The sequence below is a fragment of the Streptomyces sp. NBC_01003 genome (genome assembly GCF_045162695.1).
Classification (GTDB): Bacteria; Actinomycetota; Actinomycetes; order Streptomycetales; family Streptomycetaceae; genus Streptomyces.
Genome location: NZ_CP108707.1, coordinates 5,988,237 through 6,002,918 on the forward strand (window position 1 = coordinate 5,988,237; position 14,682 = coordinate 6,002,918).

At 71.0% G+C, this 14,682-nt stretch carries 13 protein-coding genes and 1 tRNA gene; 8 read left to right on the top strand and 6 right to left on the bottom strand.

Going from position 1 to position 14,682, the window contains the following annotated elements; genetic code table 11:
* Positions 1–304: 304 nt before the first annotated feature.
* The 4 genes from OG698_RS27420 to OG698_RS27435 all read left to right on the top strand — a co-directional run bounded on the left by OG698_RS27420 (position 305) and on the right by OG698_RS27435 (position 4,166).
* A tRNA-Leu gene (locus OG698_RS27420) sits at positions 305–388 on the top strand.
* Between the two features lie 211 nt (positions 389–599).
* A complete protein-coding gene (locus OG698_RS27425; protein WP_406106073.1) occupies positions 600–1,775 on the top strand; it encodes a 4-hydroxybenzoate 3-monooxygenase in 1,176 nt (391 codons plus the stop codon).
* Between the two features lie 71 nt (positions 1,776–1,846).
* Entirely contained in the window at positions 1,847–3,211 is a 1,365-nt protein-coding gene (locus OG698_RS27430; RefSeq protein WP_406106074.1) for an MFS transporter, read from the top strand.
* Positions 3,212–3,278: 67 nt separating this feature from the next.
* A complete protein-coding gene (locus tag OG698_RS27435) occupies positions 3,279–4,166 on the top strand; it encodes a Bax inhibitor-1/YccA family protein (RefSeq protein WP_406106076.1) in 888 nt (295 codons plus the stop codon).
* 113 nt (positions 4,167–4,279) lie between these two features.
* On the opposite strand, the gene OG698_RS27440 is transcribed toward OG698_RS27435, so the two are convergent.
* Entirely contained in the window at positions 4,280–4,510 is a 231-nt protein-coding gene (locus OG698_RS27440; RefSeq protein WP_199842040.1) for a DUF4287 domain-containing protein, read from the bottom strand.
* Between the two features lie 102 nt (positions 4,511–4,612).
* On the opposite strand from OG698_RS27440, the gene OG698_RS27445 reads away from it, so the two are divergent.
* The gene (locus OG698_RS27445; protein ID WP_406106078.1) at positions 4,613–4,924 is read left to right on the top strand and encodes a hypothetical protein; all 312 of its coding nucleotides are present in this window, start codon (positions 4,613–4,615) and stop codon (positions 4,922–4,924) included.
* 52 nt (positions 4,925–4,976) lie between these two features.
* Here OG698_RS27445 and OG698_RS27450 read toward each other — a convergent pair whose 3' ends face one another.
* The 3 genes from OG698_RS27450 to OG698_RS27460 all read right to left on the bottom strand — a co-directional run bounded on the left by OG698_RS27450 (position 4,977) and on the right by OG698_RS27460 (position 8,472).
* Entirely contained in the window at positions 4,977–5,795 is an 819-nt protein-coding gene (locus OG698_RS27450; protein ID WP_406111311.1) for a hypothetical protein, read from the bottom strand.
* A gap of 252 nt (positions 5,796–6,047) precedes the next feature.
* The gene (locus tag OG698_RS27455; protein WP_329573047.1) at positions 6,048–7,268 is read right to left on the bottom strand and encodes an acetyl-CoA C-acetyltransferase; all 1,221 of its coding nucleotides are present in this window, start codon (positions 7,266–7,268) and stop codon (positions 6,048–6,050) included.
* A gap of 172 nt (positions 7,269–7,440) precedes the next feature.
* On the bottom strand, positions 7,441–8,472 hold the full coding sequence (locus OG698_RS27460; protein ID WP_406106080.1) for an SGNH/GDSL hydrolase family protein: 1,032 nt from the start codon (positions 8,470–8,472) through the stop codon (positions 7,441–7,443).
* A 171-nt stretch (positions 8,473–8,643) separates the two neighbouring features.
* Here OG698_RS27460 and OG698_RS27465 point away from each other — a divergent pair, with 171 nt between their 5' ends.
* The gene (locus tag OG698_RS27465; RefSeq protein WP_406106082.1) at positions 8,644–10,041 is read left to right on the top strand and encodes a cystathionine beta-synthase; all 1,398 of its coding nucleotides are present in this window, start codon (positions 8,644–8,646) and stop codon (positions 10,039–10,041) included.
* Positions 10,042–10,333: 292 nt separating this feature from the next.
* Here OG698_RS27465 and OG698_RS27470 read toward each other — a convergent pair whose 3' ends face one another.
* Entirely contained in the window at positions 10,334–11,167 is an 834-nt protein-coding gene (locus OG698_RS27470; RefSeq protein ID WP_399977750.1) for a MurR/RpiR family transcriptional regulator, read from the bottom strand.
* Positions 11,164–12,747 (bottom strand): aromatic amino acid ammonia-lyase, encoded by a 1,584-nt coding sequence (locus OG698_RS27475; protein WP_406106084.1) that lies wholly within the window; start codon positions 12,745–12,747, stop codon positions 11,164–11,166. Before OG698_RS27475 ends, OG698_RS27470 begins: the two co-directional genes overlap by 4 nt.
* Positions 12,748–12,901: 154 nt before the next feature.
* Between OG698_RS27475 and OG698_RS27480 the strand changes: the two genes are divergently transcribed.
* On the top strand, positions 12,902–14,038 hold the full coding sequence (locus tag OG698_RS27480; RefSeq protein WP_406106086.1) for an ABC transporter ATP-binding protein: 1,137 nt from the start codon (positions 12,902–12,904) through the stop codon (positions 14,036–14,038).
* Positions 14,035–14,682, top strand: a complete 648-nt coding sequence (locus OG698_RS27485) for an ABC transporter permease (RefSeq protein WP_326775404.1) — start codon at positions 14,035–14,037, stop codon at positions 14,680–14,682. Before OG698_RS27480 ends, OG698_RS27485 begins: the two co-directional genes overlap by 4 nt.

Genomic DNA, 14,682 nt, shown 5'->3' on the forward strand with positions numbered 1-14,682 from the left:
TCAGCCGCTGTTCCGGTTCCTGGGGGCGACTTCGGGGGGACCGGAGCCGCCCGGGTCATACCTGGGGATGACCCACGACCCTGAGAGCGAAGATCACCGCGGGAGGTGAAATCCCGTCAATCCACGGTGACGGGGGCGAGGGCGCCAAGGGCCGTGGAAGGGCCTGCGGCATGTGCTGATGGCGGCTACCGTGGTCTGATGCACCCTCAGACGTCAATAAAATAAGACAACATCGAGCGGACGTTCCGCTGTTCGGGGGATCTGTCCCGATAGGCTCGGAACCTCGTTGCGGAGCCCACGACCTGCCCGGATGGTGGAATGCAGACACGGCGAGCTTAAACCTCGCTGCCCCTTCGCGGGCGTACCGGTTCAAGTCCGGTTCCGGGCACCTCCCACTTCCCCCTGCCGCTCCCGGCCGAGCCGTTTCCTGTCGCCGCGTGCTGATCGAATCCGATCGCCGCGGCTTTTTCTGTGCCCCGGTGCCGTTTTCTGCGGCCCGGAACCGTTGACAGCACATCGAGCCGGGCGGAGACTCCGCTGAGCACATTATGAACGAAAGTTCACCACGCGAACAAGGCTGAACGAAAAAGAAGGTACCCATGCGCACCACCGTCGGCATCATCGGAGCGGGCCCCGCCGGACTGCTCCTTGCCCGGCTCCTGCACAACGCCGGAATCGACTCCGTCGTTCTGGAGAGCCGCGACCGCGCGTACGTCGAACAGCGCCAGCGCGCCGGGATCCTGGAGCAGGGCACCGTCGACGTGCTGCGCGCGGCGGGCGCGGCGGAGCGCATGGACCGCGAGGGCCTCCCGCACGACGGCATCGAGCTGCGCTTCGACCGGCGCCGCCACCGCGTCGACTTCCCCGCCCTGACAGGCGGCAGGTCCGTGCTGGTCTACGCCCAGACCGAGGTGTGCAAGGACCTCATCGCCCTCCAGCTCGCCGAGGGAGGCCCGCTGCTCTTCGAGGCGGAGGCGGTGGCCGTCGAGGGCGCAGAGACCGACCGCCCGAGCGTCCGCTTCCGCCACGAGGGCCGCGAGGACGTCCTCGACTGCGACTACGTCGTCGCCTGCGACGGCTCGTGGGGCGTGGGCCGCAAGGCCGTACCCGCCGACGTCTCCCAGGTCTTCGAGCGCACGTACCCCTTCGGCTGGCTCGGCATCCTCGCCGATGTCGCCCCGTCCCACGACGAGTTGGTCTACGCCCGCCACGACCGCGGCTTCGCCCTCCTGTCCATGCGCTCCCCGTCCGTGACCCGCGCCTACCTCCAGGTCCCCGAGGCGACGAACGCCCACGACTGGAGCGACGAGGAGATCTGGGACGAGCTCGACCGCCGCCTGGAGACCGCCGACGGCTGGAAGCTGGAGCGCGGCGCCATCACCTCCAAGTCCGTCACCCCGATGAGGAGTTACGTCCACGAGCCGATGCGCCACGGACGGCTCTTCCTCGCCGGGGACGCCGCCCACATCGTCCCGCCGACCGGCGCCAAGGGCCTCAACCTCGCCGTCGGCGACGTCGTCACCTTCGCCCGCGCCCTGACCCACCGCCAGAAGACCGGCTCCACCGAGCTCCTCGACGCCTACTCACAGACCTGCCTGCGCCGCGTCTGGCAGGCCGAGCGGTTCTCGTACGCGATGACGACGATGCTGCACCGCGCCCCCGACGCGACGCCCTTCGACGACCGCATCCAGCGCGCCCACCTCGACCGGATCACGGCCTCGCCCGCCGCCGGGACCGACCTGGCCGAGGGCTACACGGGCTTCCCCCTCGACTGAGCCCGCACCACCGCACCGTCCACGAACCGCCGCACACCCGTCCCCGCGTACCCACGACGAAGTGAGTGCTCATGTCCCCCGACACCTCCCACGGCACCGCCATATCCTCCCCGCCCCGCACCTTCAGGGCCGTCGCCCCCGTCATCGCCCTGTGCTGGCTCGTCGTCTTCTTCGACGGCATGGACGTCAACATCTACGGCGCCGTCATGCCGCACCTTCTCGACGACAAGGGCTTCGGCTTCACCGCCTCCACCGCCGGCACGATCGGCTCCTGGACCACGTTCGGCATGCTGATCGGCGCGCTCGGCTGCGGCACGCTGACCGACTGGCTCGGCCGCAAGCCGATGGTCACCGGATCCGTCGTCCTCTTCTCCGCAGGCTCCGCCGTGTGCGCGCTCGCCCCGAGCGCCGCCGTGTTCGGCGGGGGCCGCTTCCTCGCCGGGCTCGGCCTCGGCGGCCTGATGCCGATCGGGCTCGCGATCGTCGCCGAGTTCGCCCCGCCCCGCAGGGCCGCCCTCGCCACCGGCCTGATGATGACCTCGTACCACGCGGGCGGCATGGCCGCGACGGGCCTCGGCCTCGCGCTCGGCCCCGACCACGGCTGGCGCGTCGTCTTCTGGGCCGGCGTCATCCCGGCCGTCATCGCCGTCCCCCTCGTCCTGAAGTGGCTGCCCGAGTCCCCGGCCGTCCTGTTCGCCAAGGGGCGTACCGCCGACGCGAACGCCGTCGCCGCCCGCTACGGGCTGCCCGAGCCGACCCGCGCCGAGGCCCCCGCCGCCGGCGCCAAGGGCCGCTTCGCCGCCGTCGCCTCGCTCTTCGCACCCGGCACCCGTGCCGCGACCCCGCTCCTGTGGGTCGCCTCCTTCGCCGGCCTGCTCCTCGTCTACGGCGTCTCCACCTGGCTCCCCGAGCTGATGCGAGCCTCCGGCTACTCGCTCTCCTCGTCCGTCACCTTCCTCATGGTGATCAACGCGGGCGGAATCGTCGGCATGCTCGTCGCGGGCCGCGCAGCCGACCGGTTCGGCGCGGCCAAGGTGTCCGCGCTCTGGTTCGTCCTGACAGCCTGCGGCGCCTTCCTGCTCCGCGCCCACCTGCCGCTCGGCGTCGCGTACGCCCTGGTCTTCGTCACCGGCGTCTGGCTGTTCTCCGCCCAGGTCATGGTCTACGCGGCCGCCCCTTCCGTATACACGCCCGGCCAGCGCGCCACCGGCCTCGGCTGGATCACCGGCGTGGGCCGCACCGGAGCCGTCGTCGGCCCCTGGCTGGGCGGCGCGGTCGTCGCCGGAGGCAACGCGGGCCTCGGCTTCACCACCTTCGCCGCGGCCGCGGTCCTCGGCGCCGTCGCCATCTCCCTGGTGCCACTCGTTCGGCGGAACACCGGGCATGCCCCGGACGTTGCGGGTAACAGGATGGGAAAGATCCTCCCTGAGCACTAGGCTGGGATCTTTGCCTGCCTATTACCCTTGAGCGCAAGGCCGCGCAGGGTGGCCATGGAGGAGTGAGATGAGGAGCAGTAACCCGGTCTTCTCGCGACGGGGGTTCAGCCGCGACAACGGCTACGCGGGCTTCAACGCGCAGCCGCAGGCCGGGGGACCCGCAGTCGGCACACAGGGGAACCCCTACGCCGGCAACAACCCGTACGCGCAGAATCCCTACGCACAGCAGGACCTGCAGTACGGCGCTCCGCCGCAGGCCCCGGCCACCACCGGCCGTATGACGATGGACGACGTCGTCATGCGCACCGCCACCACCCTCGGCGTCCTCGTCCTGACGGCCGCGCTCGCCTGGGCGCTGCTGCCGGTCGACACGGCGAACATCAACAAGTCGTACGGCATCGCGATCGGCGCGGGCCTCATCGCGATGGTGCTGGGCTTCGTCCAGGCCTTCAAGCGCAAGGCGTCGCCGCCGCTCATCCTGGCGTACGCGGCGCTCGAGGGTGTCTTCCTCGGCGTCCTGTCGAGCATCGTCGACAACTACATCGCGAGCGGTGCGGCCATGCAGGCCGTGCTCGGCACGATGGCGGTCTTCGTGGCCGTCCTCGTCGCGTACAAGGCCGGCTGGATCCGCGTCAACCGCCGCTTCTACGGCTTCGTGATGGCCGCGGCCATGGGCTTCATCCTGCTCATGGCGGTGAACCTGCTGTTCGCCGTCTTCGGCGGCGGTGACGGCCTCGGCTTCCGCAGCGGCGGCCTCGGCATCGTCTTCGGCATCATCGGCGTGCTGCTCGGCGCGTGCTTCCTCGCTCTCGACTTCAAGCAGGTCGAGGACGGCATCGCGTACGGCGCCCCGCGCGAGGAGGCCTGGCTCGCGGCCTTCGGCCTCACGATGACGCTGGTCTGGATCTACCTCGAGTTCCTGCGCCTCATCGCGATCCTGCAGGGCAACGACTGATCAGCCGGCAGTAGTACCTGAAAGGGCCCGCGCACCTACGGTGTGCGGGCCCTTTCATGGGTGCGGTGACGGGTGCGGCTGTCGTGGGGACGGTCGGGTCGGGGGTGGAACGCTCAGCCCAGGCGGCGGGCGGCCCGCCGCAGGTCGTACTCGTGGATGATCGCCTTGGCGTGGCCGTACGCGAGGTCGTGCTCCCCGCGCAGCCAGCTGACCTTGTCTTCGAAGCGGAGGAAGCACGGGCCTTCCTCGACGGTGCGCAGCCAGTCGGAGATCTCACGACCGGTGCAGTGGGGGATGCGAGCCAGCAGATTCTGGTGGGTCTCCTGCGAGAACACTTGGGACATCGGCGCCTCCGGACGCATTGCGATGTAGCCGGTCCTTCAGGCCACCGTGCCTGAGCGTTCGGTTGTTGGCAACAGTCCGGGGAAGGCGCATAGGGTCGCGGCATGCTCGATACGACGCCGTTGACGGACGCAGTGGACCGATTCGCCGACCGGCTGCGCGCCGCGCCGCAGAGCCGGCTCCAGCGGGGGGCCGCCGCCGAGGCGCTCGCCCTCGCCAGGGAACTGTCCGCCTGGGCACAGCGACTGGAGGACCCGGAGGGACCCGTACGGGAGATGCCGGACGCCGGGATGTTCGCCGGGTCCGACCAGATCACCGTCGCCGCACGCGATCTGTCCGTCGTCCTGGAGGACACCGCCCAGCTGACCCAGGCGCTCGCGCTCGTCGAGGAGGCACAAAAACGCGCCGGGGTGTGAGCCGACCCGGCGCGTTCTTCGATGTGTGGAGGTGGAAGCGGAGCGGGGACGCTCAGACGGACGCTATGACCCGGTCGGCCAGGATGTAGACGTTCTCGCGGCCGCAGGCGAACGTGAGCGCGTACGCGCCAGAGACACCCGAGCCGCCCAGCAGCACGGGGGACTCGCCCTCGCGCAGCGCCGCGGCCAGCTGCTCCGCGGTCTCGCGGTGGCCGGGGGTCATGCAGAGCGTCGTGCCGTCCACGAAGACGTACACGTCGAGCGTGCCGAGCGGGCCCGGGCGCACATCGGCGAGCGCGGTGCGGGCGTCGGCCAGCTCCTCCAGACACGCCACCGTCCGCTCGTGGTCGCTGCTCCCGCCCGAGACGGGCGACTGCACCGGCACGAAGTCGGGGTGCGAGGGGTGACGGCGACGGGCGGCCGCGAGCTCCGCGGATTCCCCCGCGAACTCGTCCGCGCCCGCGTCGGCCGGCTCCACCACGGGCTCCAGGCCCGCCGCGAGACCCGGCTCGAGGCCCGCGAAATCCGCCTGGCGCGGCATGAACAGATCGTCACCGAGTCCCAGCGCGCCACCGAGCATGGACGGTGCGTCGGAGGCGTCCCGCGCCTCCTGCGCGGCCCAGAAGGCACGCGCCTCGGCGAGCTCGCGCTCCCGCTCCTCGGCGAGGGCGTCGGACACAGCCGCGCGTATCTCCTCGGTGTCGGGCGTGGTGCGCGCGGCGGGCACGCCACGACCGGCGCCGATGGCGCGGTCATGGGCGAGCTCGTCCCGCAGTTCGGTGATCTGCCTGCGCAGTCCGTGGACGGTGTGCAGGGCAGCGGCGCCCACGGCCGTGGCGGCGGCCGTGGCGATGAGCAAAGCAAGAGGCATGGCGCTCACTGACGTACTCCCGGTTTCAAGTCGACCCCCGACTTCCTACATCAGCTTGAAGCCTGGACCATCCCGCTGTCAGTGCATTACGTCACGAAATGGACAGCTCTTTTGGTCGGGTGTTTAGGGGTGTTATGCCCTGGGAGCCCTGCTGACCTGCAAAAACCGTCTCCCCCAGGAGATACGTCACATCCTGGGGGAGATTGGATCACGATTCAGCAGAGACGCAACCCCGCCCTCGGGTCACCAGGTTCAGCTGAGGCGCTCGATGACCATCGCCATGCCCTGGCCGCCGCCGACGCACATGGTCTCCAGGCCGAACTGCTTGTCGTGGAACTGGAGGCTGTTGATCAGGGTGCCGGTGATGCGGGCGCCCGTCATGCCGAAGGGGTGGCCCACGGCGATCGCGCCACCGTTGATGTTCAGCTTGTCCTCGTCGATGCCGAGGTCACGCGCCGACGGAATGACCTGCGCGGCGAACGCCTCGTTGATCTCGACCAGGTCGATGTCGCCGATGCCGAGCCCGGCGCGCTTCAGCGCCTGCTTCGACGCCTCTACCGGGCCGAGGCCCATGATCTCGGGGGACAGGCCCGAGACGCCGGTGGAGACGATGCGGGCGAGCGGCGTCAGGCCGAGCTCGCGGGCCTTCGTGTCGGACATGATCACAAGGGCCGCGGCGCCGTCGTTGAGCGGGCAGCAGTTCGCCGCCGTGACCATGCCGTCGGGGCGGAACACCGGCTTCAGGCCCGAGACGCCCTCCAGGGTGACACCCGCGCGCGGACCGTCGTCCTGCGAGACGACCGTGCCGTCGGGGGTGGTGACCGGGGTGATCTCCCGCTCCCAGAAGCCGTTCTTGATGGCCTGCTCGGCCAGGTTCTGCGAACGCACACCGAAGGCGTCCATGTCCGCGCGCGTGACGCCCTTCGTCCGCGCCAGGTTCTCGGCGGTCTGGCCCATCGCGATGTACGCGTCCGGGACGAGGCCGTCCTCACGCGGGTCGTGCCACGAGGCGCCCTCGGACTCCGCGACGGCGGCCGTACGGGCCTCCGCCTCGGCGAACAGCGGGTTGTGCGTGTCCGGCAGCGAGTCCGAGTTGCCCTTCACGAAGCGCGACACCATCTCGACACCGGCCGAGATGAAGACGTCGCCCTCGCCGGCCTTGATCGCGTGCAGCGCCATGCGGCTGGTCTGCAGCGACGACGAGCAGTAGCGGGTGACCGTACATCCCGGCAGGTGGTCCATGCCCATCTGCACGGCCACGATGCGGCCCAGGTTGTTGCCCTGCTCGCCGCCGGGCAGACCGCAGCCGAGCATCAGGTCGTCGATGTCCCGCGGGTCGAGCTCGGGGACCTTGGCCAACGCGGCCTGGATGATCGTGGCGGTCAGATCGTCCGGGCGCAGGTCCTTGAGGGACCCCTTGAAGGCGCGGCCTATGGGAGAGCGGGCGGTCGAGACGATCACGGCTTCGGGCATCACGGCTCCAAGGGGTCTACGCGTACGAGCTATTCGCCTACCAGCTGGGAAGTTACCTTTACGTACTGTCCGGGTCACCGGTGTGCGCGTGTGACTCCCACCGCATTTTTCTAAGCGCTTGCTCAGGGCTCCGCCGGGGTAGGAGGAGCCCGGCGCGGGGTGCCACAGGGCCCTAGATGTTCAGCGGTGTCGGGTCCTGCGTCGTCAGACGCCGGCGCCTACGACGCTTCAGCAAAGCCCACGGCCCCCTCGGACCCGTCGGCATCGCCGCCGTCACCTCCGTGCCGCCCTCTCCCGCCGCCTGGGCCGCCGCCCTGGCCACCGGCAGGAAACCCTCGCGCCGCGACACGTCCGGACGCTCCTCCTCCGGCCACAGCCCCAGCGACGCGCACAGCGTCGGCAGCACCGCCATCGCCGCCGTCGCGTACCCCTCCGCCGACGGGTGGAAGTTGTCGGGACCGAACAGCTCCCGCGGGTTCGCCTGGAACTCCGGGCCGAGCAGGTCGCCCAGCGACACCGTGCGGCCGCCCTGCTCCACCGTGCCGATCGTCTGCGCCGCCGCCAGCTGCCGCGAGGCCCGCCGGGCCAGATACCGCAGCGGCTGATTCACCGGCTCGATCGTGCCCAGATCCGGGCACGTCCCCACGACCACCTCCGCACCCGCCGTACGCAGCCTGCGCACCGCCGCCGACAGATGGCGCACCGAGCGGGTCGCCGGCATCCGGTGTGTCACGTCGTTCGCGCCGATCATCACGACGCACACGTCGGGCACCCAGTCCGGATCCGAGAGGATCACCGCGACCTGACGGTCCAGATCGTCGGACCTGGCGCCCGGCAGCGCCACGTTGCGCAGCTCCACCGGCCGCTCGGCCACCGCCGCGAGCCCCGAGGCGAGCAGCGCGCCCGGGGTCTGCCGGGCCCGGTGCACGCCCTGCCCCGCCGCCGTCGAGTCACCCAGCATCGCGAACCGCAACGGCTCCGTCTCCGCCAGCTCCGCGGCCGGGCGCTCGGCGAAGCCCCTCCCGTAGAGACCGTTCGCGGACGGGACCTGCACGCCTCCCCTGTTGTGGTTGCCCACCTGCCGCTTCGCCAGTTGGACCTCCGCGATCACCAGACCGACCGCGGCCGCGCCGACCAGACCGATACCGCCGCCGCCGTACGCCGCGCCCGCGGCGATCCGCCGTGCCACCCTCGCCCTCGACATACGTCGCAGCCACCTGCCTCTGCGTAGTCCTTTTCAGCCGTACATCCAGTCATTGCCCCGTAAGCACGGTCGGCCAATCGCAACAGGCGATGATGGGGCGGCACTCGGCTTACGCTGACCGCACATCACATCGCGGATCCCTCACAGATCCATCGCAGCCCGGAGACAACGGTGCAATTCCACGACTCGATGATCAGCCTCGTCGGCAACACCCCGCTCGTGAGGCTCAACAGCGTGACCGAAGGCATTCAGGCAACCGTCCTGGCCAAGGTCGAGTACTTCAACCCCGGCGGTTCGGTGAAGGACCGCATCGCCCTGCGAATGATCGAGGCGGCGGAGGAGAGCGGCGCGCTCGAGCCCGGCGGCACGATCGTGGAGCCGACCAGCGGCAACACGGGCGTCGGCCTGGCCATCGTGGCCCAGCAGAAGGGGTACAAGTGCATCTTCGTGTGCCCCGACAAGGTCTCCACGGACAAGATCAACGTGCTGCGGGCGTACGGCGCGGAGGTCGTCGTCTGCCCGACGGCCGTGGACCCGGAGCACCCGGACTCGTACTACAACGTCTCCGACCGGCTCGTGCGTGAGACGCCCGGCGCCTGGAAGCCGGACCAGTACAGCAACCCCAACAACCCCCTCTCGCACTATCACTCCACCGGCCCCGAGCTGTGGGAGCAGACGGAGGGCAGGATCACGCACTTCGTGGCGGGCGTCGGCACGGGCGGCACGATCTCCGGCACCGGCCGCTATCTGAAGGACGCGAGCGAGGGCCGCGTACAGGTCATCGGCGCCGACCCGGAGGGCTCGGTGTACTCCGGCGGCTCCGGCCGCCCGTACCTCGTGGAGGGCGTGGGCGAGGACTTCTGGCCGACGGCGTACGACCGCACGGTCGCGGACGAGATCGTTGCGGTCTCCGACAAGGACTCCTTCCAGATGACCCGCCGCCTCGCCAAGGAGGAGGGCCTCCTCGTGGGCGGCTCCTGCGGCATGGCCGTAGTGGCGGCCCTCCGCGTAGCGGAACGCCTCGGCCCGGAGGACGTGGTGGTGGTCCTCCTCCCGGACAGCGGCCGCGGCTACCTCAGCAAGATTTTCAATGACGAGTGGATGGCCGACTACGGCTTCCTCGCCGACACGGGCACGAGCGCGCGCGTGGGCGACGTGCTCCAGGACAAGGAGGGCGGCGCGCTGCCGTCGCTCGTCCACATGCACCCGGAGGAGACCGTCGGCGAGGCCATCGAGGTGCTGCGCGAGTACGGCGTCTCGCAGATGCCCATCGTGAAGCCGGGCGCCGGCCACCCGGACGTGATGGCGGCCGAGGTCATCGGGTCCGTCGTCGAACGGGAGCTGCTCGACGCCCTGTTCACGCAGCGCGCCTCGCTCGGCGACCCGCTGGAGAAGCACATGTCGGCCCCGCTGCCGCAGGTCGGCTCGGGCGAGCCGGTGGAGGACCTGATGTCGGTGCTCGGCTCCGCGGACGCCGCGATCGTCCTGGTGGAGGGCAAGCCCAAGGGTGTGGTCAGCCGCCAGGACCTGCTGTCCTTCCTCGCGAAGAGCGCGAGCAGCGGGAAGTAACGGGAGCGGGTTCGTGCAATCGGTACGAGCGCGACACGTGCGCGCAGCACCCGCTTAACACGGGTCCGGCACATTGGTGGGTGTCGGCAGGGGTGGGAGCGGCTCCCCGCCCAGGCCGGCACCGTAGCGGCGTCAAGGACCTCCGGAGCGGCTCCCGGACCTCCACGGACGCCTGCGGACGCGGTGACCCGGTCCTGACCCGGTTCCGTGTCCTTCGCGGGGACCGCCGTCGTCCCGCCCCCCGTTCACGGGGGTGCGGCGGTCCCCGCGCATCACTCTTCCGAGCATTCCTCTATTCGACGAACAGGCCCCGTTCCGCGGCGCGCACGTCGAATTCCTCCAGGCGGGCCTGCGCCTCGGGCAGGTTGTCGCACATCGCTTCCAGGAGTACGCGGCCGAGCAGCATCGGTGAGCACGCCGTGTCGAAGGCGAGGCCCTCGCCGACCGCGGCGGGCAGGAGCAGGTCCGAGTGCTTGGCGACGGGGGCGAAGGCCGAGTCGGCGACGGTGATCACGGTGAGGCCGGCCGACTTGGCGTAGGCGAGCGCGTCGACGACTTCCTTGGGGTGGCGGGGGAGCGCGAAGCAGAGGAGCGCGGTGGCTCCGGCGCGGACCGCGGCGTCGACGCGGTCCGCGAGCATCGTGCCGCCCTCGTCGAGGAGCCGTACGTCGGGGTGGACCTTCGCCGCGAAGTACGAGAACCCGTAGGCCTGGGAGGCGGCGGCGCGCAGGCCGAGGACGAGGAGCGGGCGGGAGGCGGCGAGGAGGCGGCCCGCGCGTTCGATCGGGGCGGGGTCGGCGAGGAGCTGGGCGAGGTGGCGCAGGTTCTCGATCTCGGCCTCGACGGCCTGCTGGTACTCGTTGGCCGAGGCGGGGGTGGCGGGTTCGGCGGGGGCGACCTCGCGCAGGTGTTTGCGCAGGGCGGGGTAGCCGTCGAAGCCGAGTGCCACGGCGAAGCGGGTGACGGAGGGCTGGCTGACTCCCGCGAGTTCGGCGAGTTCCACGGAGGACAGGAACGGGACGTCGGCGGCGCGGCGCACCATGCAGTGCGCGATGCGGCGCTGAGTGGGTGTCAGGCGGTGGACCTCGAAGAGCTGTTGCAGTCGTGCGGCAGGGCTGTCGTTCATTCCGTCCCCCCAGGGCGGTCTGATCCGGCTGTGGTGGATGTGGCGGCCGGTCCGTCTGTTCCGTCGGCGATGCGGGTGAAGCTGTCGAGGAGTCCCGCCGCGGCCCGGGTGACATCTTCCGTCAGGGGGCGGTCGGTGGCGTCCTGGTCGAGGACCGTATCCGCGAGGGCGAAGGCGCGGCCGACCGGGAGTTCGGGGTCGGGGCGCATGTCGCGCTGGCGCAACGCCCGTACGGCGGCGACGAGTTCGCAGCCGACGACGAGGCGGTAGGCCTCACAGATGCGCAGGGTCTGGCGGGCGGCGAGGGATGCGAAGCTGGCCTGTTCCTCGACGCCGCGGGAGAGGACCGCGTGACCGAGTGACGCGGGGGCGGCGAAGGCGCGCAGGTCGCCGAGGGCCGCTCCGGCCGCGTATTCGAGGATCATCACGCCCGAGGAGGCGGGTTCGCCGTCGGCGAGGAAGGGGCGCAGGCGGGTGTAGGCCGGTTCGTTGAGGGTGGACAGGCGTGAGGTGGAGAGCCGGGCGACCTGGGCGACGGCGAGCCTGAAGTGGTCGAGCGCCAGGGCGAGTTGGGCCATGTAGAAGCCGCCGTGGTGGTAGGCGGCCATGTCCTGGGGGGAGATGAGGGGGTTCTCGGCGGCGGCGTTGATCTCGACGGTGAGTACGTCTTCGAGGGCGTCGGCGGCATCCTGGGCGGGGCCGTGGATCTGGGGGACACAGCGGAAGCCGTACGGGTCCTGGATGCGGCCCAGCGGCGGGGTCGGGCGTTCGGGGGCCCCGAGGATCGCGCGCATGCGGGCGGCGACGGCGTACGAGCCGCGGTGGTGGCGGGCCTCGTGGACGGGCAGGGCGTACGCCTCGTAGGAGCCGTCGACGGCCAGCAGGGAGAGTGCGGCGACGAGCTGGGTGGCGGAGATCAGGTCGCGCAGTTCGTGGAGTGCGAGGGCTGACTGGCCGAGGGTGAGGGCGTTGCTGCTGATGAGGGCGAGGGCGTCGTTGTTGTCGAGGGGCTGGGCGTCGGGGGCGTCGTCGCCGCGCCAGGGGTGTTCGCCGGCGAGGGCGAGGCCCATCTGGGCGAGGGCGGCGATGTCGCCGGTGCCGACGGAGCCGAACTCGTTGACGACGGGGTAGGCGCCGGTCTCCAGGGCTTCGCAGAGCGCGGTGACGACGGTGGGGCGCAGCCCCGCGCCGCCGGCGAGGAGCTGGTTGGCGCGGACGGCTAGCATGGCGCGGACCTGCCGTGCGGGCAGCTCGTCGCCGATGGCGCCGGCGTGGCTGCGGAGCAGGCGCAGGCCGTGGTCGGCGGCGGCCTCGGTGGGCACGTCCTCGTTCCGGTTCGCGCCGACGCCGGTGGAGCGGCCGTAGACGCGGCCCCAGGCGGCGATCTCGCGGGCGGCGTTCCAGGACTCCTCGACGCGCTTCATGGCGTCGGTGCCGGGCACGGGCCTGGCGGTGGAGTCGGCCAGGCGTACGACGTCGGGCACGGGGAGACCGTGTCCGTCGAGCACGACGACGGGCGTGGGGCCCGGGGTGGCCATCATTCGGGGCTTACCCGCAGTGTCCGCGATGTGAGACGACATAGTGCGCCAAACCCTCCTCAACCGGACGTCTTGTCTCGTTCCTCGGCCGCATTAACCAGCGATTTACCTGGCGATGTGCGCCGGGGCATTGACAACTTATTCAGATACAGAGAACTCTGCATGACGATATGCAGCCCGGGCAAGGGGACTCCACATGATCCAGTTCGATACGGTCCACAAACGCTTCCCGAACGGCACGACGGCAGTGCACGACCTGACGCTCGACATGCCGGAAGGGGGCGTGACCGTCTTCGTCGGGTCCTCCGGTTGCGGCAAGACGACCAGTCTGCGGATGATCAACCGGATGGTCGACCCGACCTCCGGCACCATCCGCGTCGGCGGCCGTGACGTCCTTGAGCAGGACGCGGCCGAGCTGCGCCGCTCCATCGGGTACGTCATCCAGCAGTCCGGCCTCTTCCCGCACCGCACCGTCCTCGACAACATCGCGACGGTGCCGCTCCTCCTCGGCTGGGGCCGGCGCAAGGCGCGGGCGCGGGCGGCCGAGCTCCTGGAGACCGTCGGCCTCACCGCCGAGGCCGGCAAGCGCTACCCGCACCAGCTCTCCGGCGGCCAGCAGCAGCGCGTCGGCGTGGCCCGCGCGCTCGCCGCCGACCCGCCGGTGCTGCTCATGGACGAGCCGTTCGGCGCGGTCGACCCCGTCGTACGCACCCAGCTCCAGGACGAACTCCTGCGCCTCCAGCAGGAGTTGAACAAGACCATCGTCTTCGTCACGCACGACATCGACGAGGCCGTACGGCTCGGCGACCGGATAGCCGTCTTCCGCACGGGCGGTCACCTCGTCCAGTGCGCGCCGCCCGCCGAGCTGCTGGCCCGCCCCGCGGACGACTTCGTCGCCGACTTCCTGGGCGCCGAGCGCGGCCTGAAGCTGCTGTCCCTGACCACGCTCGCGGACGTCGGCCAGGGGCCGGCCCCGGAGGGCACCGGCTGGGAACTGGTCCTCGACGCGGCCCGCAAGCCGCTGCTGTGGCGCGACGAGGGCACCTCCGCCGAGGTGCCGGTGCGCCCGCTGCGGGACACGGACTCGCTCCTGTCGGCGCTGAACGAGTCGCTCGCGGCGCCCGGCGGCCTCGTGGCCCGGGTCGACGCGGACGGCGTCCTGACCGGCGTCACGTCCCGCGACGAGATCCACGACCGCGCGGGCCTCGCCCACATAGCCGCCGGCACCCGCGTGGACGCGCCCGAGGCCGCCGACGACGCGGGCGGCACCAGCGACGCCGCCGTCCACAAGGACGACACGGACGTCCAGAAGGACTCGGACGTGGCCTCATGACCATCGACTGGTCCTGGATATCGGAGCACACCTCCGACCTCACCACGCTCACGCTCTCGCACCTCCAGGCAGCGCTCTCCGCCGTCCTGCTCGGCCTGGTCATCTCGCTGCCACTGGCCGTCGTCGCCCATCGCGTCAAGCCGCTGCGCGGCTTCCTGCTCGGGTTCTCGAACGTCCTGTTCACGATCCCGTCGATCGCGGTGTTCGTCCTGCTGCTCCCGGTCTCCGGCCTCACCCGCACCACCACGGTCATCGGCCTGACGATCTACACGCTCGTGGTGCTCCTGCGGAACACCGTCGAGGGCCTCGACTCGGTGCCGGCGAAGACCAAGGAGGCCGCGAAGGCCATGGGGACGCGCCCGCTGCGCACCCTGCTCACCGTCGAACTGCCGCTCGCTCTGCCGGTGATCATGGCCGGGGTGCGGATCGCGACCGTCATGGCGATCTCCCTGGTCTCCGTGGCGACGTACATCGGCGACGGCGGGCTCGGCCAGCTGTTCACCGACGGGTTCCAGCGCAACTTCCCGACCCCGGTCATCGCCGGCGTCGTGCTGACCCTGCTCCTCGCACTCGCCGCGGACGCGGTCCTCGTCGCCGTGCAGTACGTGCTGACCCCCTGGACCCGCCGCCGGAGGAGTGCCTGA